The following is a 2,528-nucleotide window of genomic DNA, read 5'->3' on the forward strand; positions in this document are numbered from 1 at the left end:
ATGGTAGTATTGCTTGCGGCATAGTCTGCTCCTGATGCCGTTCCGCTGAACCCTAAGCTTACTACTGTATCGGTAGTAGAAGCGGTGCTCAGTGTAGCGGTGATCGTTGCAGTACCTGCTGCATTCTCAGCGATACTCGTTGTGCCGCTTAAGCTTACAGTTGGTGTGGTTTCATTATCTGTGATTGTTACAGTGGCCTGCTGAACGCCGTTTTCTGTAGCGCCATTTCCGCCTGTAACATTAGTAATGTCGATGATCACAGTTTCGTTGCCTTCGTACAGGGCATCATCAGTCGGATCAATAGTGATCGTTCCGGTCAACTGTCCTGCAGGAATCGTAATGGTAGTATTGCTTGCGGCATAGTCTGCTCCTGATGCCGTTCCGCTGAACCCTAAACTTACTACTGTATCGGTAGTCGAAGCGGTGCTCAGTGTAGCGGTGATCGTTGCTGTGCCTGCTGCATTCTCAGCGATGCTTGTTGTTCCGCTTAATGTCACGGTTGGTGTGGTTTCATCATCTGTAATCGTTACAGTTGCCTGCTGAACGCCGTTTTCTGTAGCGCCATTTCCGCCTGTAACATTAGTAATGTCGATGATCACAGTTTCGTTGCCTTCGTACAGGACATCATCGGTCGGATCAATAGTGATCGTTCCGGTCAACTGTCCTGCAGGGATCGTAATGGTTGTATTGCTTGCGGCATAGTCTGCACTGCCGGCCGTTCCACTGAACCCTAAGCTTACTACTGTATCGGTAGTTGTAGCAGTGCTCAGTGTAGCAGTGATCGTTGCACTGCCTGCTGCATTCTCAGCGATGCTTGTTGTGCCGCTTAAGCTTACCGTTGGAATACCATTGCTATCAGTAATTGTTCCTGTTCCATTAGCTGCTGAATTGGTTGTATTTCCACTAGTAACAGTAGCTTCAATAGCGAAAGTCTCATTTGGCTCGCTGATTGTATCAACTGTTGTTGGAACATTTACTGTTATATTTGTACTTCCGGCTGGAATTGTTACAGTTGTATTGACAGTAGTATAATCCGATGCCCCTGCAGTACCATTTGATGTAGTTATTGTGATTTCAACATCATTACAAGTGGGAGTGCTCAAATCGATATTAAAAACAGCATTATTACCTTCTAATGCCGTGGCATTTGAAATACTAAAAGAAGGAAATGGATTTACTGTTACCGTAGCTGCTGCAGAATTTAAGGCTGCACATACACCACTTTGTACTATTGCTCTATAAGAGGTAGTAGCTGTTAAGTTATTTGTCGTTAATGTATTGGTCGTATTAGCAATTGGTGTCGCTACTGTAGCAAAATTATCTAATGATGATTCCCACCTGATTACACTACCCGTATGTCCGGATAATGTCAGTAAAGTACTGTTCGTTCCTGTACAAACAGTCGTGCTTCCTCCAATAATTCCTCCGATAGAAGTCGGATTAACAGTGAAAGTAACATCTGAAGTCGTAGCCGCACAGGAACCGTTGGCTGCAATCGTATAACGGATTGTTACCGAGGTATCTGCTGACACGTCTGCCGGGGTATAAGTCGTTCCTGAAATGCTTCCGCCTCCTGAAACTACCGACCAGCTTCCGCCTGCCGGTGTAGCTGACAACGCTTTGGTCGTATTTTCACAAATTGCTGTTGTTGAAGTCGTATTGCTGGCTGTTCCTGTAAAAGGATTAACAGTGAAAGTAACATCTGAAGTCGTTGCGGCGCATGAACCGTTGGCTGCAATCGTATAACGAATCGTTACCGAGGTATCTGCTGACACGTCTGCCGGGGTATAAGTCGTTCCTGAAATGCTTCCGCCTCCTGAAACTACCGACCAGCTTCCGCCTGCCGGTGTCGCTGACAACGCTTTGGTCGTATTTTCACAAATTGCTGTTGCCGCAGTCGTATTGCTGGCTGTTCCTGTAAAAGGATTAACAGTAAAAATAACATCTGAAGTCGTAGCCGCACAGGAACCGTTGGCTGCAATCGTATAACGAATCGTTACCGAGGTATCTGCTGACACGTCTGCCGGGGTATAAGTCGTTCCTGAAATGCTTCCGCCTCCTGAAACTACCGACCAGCTTCCGCCTGCCGGTGTAGCTGACAACGCTTTGGTTGTATTCTCACAAATTGCTGTTGTTGAAGTCGTATTGCTGGCTGTTCCTGTAAAAGGATTAACAGTGAAAGTAACATCTGAAGTCGTTGCGGCGCATGAACCGTTGGCTGCAATCGTATAACGAATTGTTACCGAGGTATCTGCTGCCACGTCTGCCGGGGTATAAGTCGTTCCTGAAATGCTTCCGCCTCCTGAAACTACCGACCAGCTTCCGCCTGCCGGTGTCGCTGACAACGCTTTGGTTGTATTCTCACAAATTGCTGTTGTTGAAGTCGTATTGCTGGCTGTTCCTGCAAAAGGATTAACAGTGAAAGTAACATCTGAAGTCGTTGCGGCGCATGAACCGTTGGCTGCAATCGTATAACGGATCGTTACCGAGGTATCTGCTGCCACGTCTGCCGGGGTATAAGTCGTTCC

At 46.9% G+C, this 2,528-nt stretch carries 1 protein-coding gene; it reads right to left on the reverse strand.

From position 1 onward, the window contains the following. The coding region (locus GWR14_RS23645; protein ID WP_163411609.1) for a beta strand repeat-containing protein at nucleotides 1-2,528 on the reverse strand (2,528 nt) is incomplete at both ends.

Source organism: Flavobacterium ajazii, from assembly GCF_010614725.1.
Classification (GTDB): Bacteria; Bacteroidota; Bacteroidia; order Flavobacteriales; family Flavobacteriaceae; genus Flavobacterium; species Flavobacterium ajazii.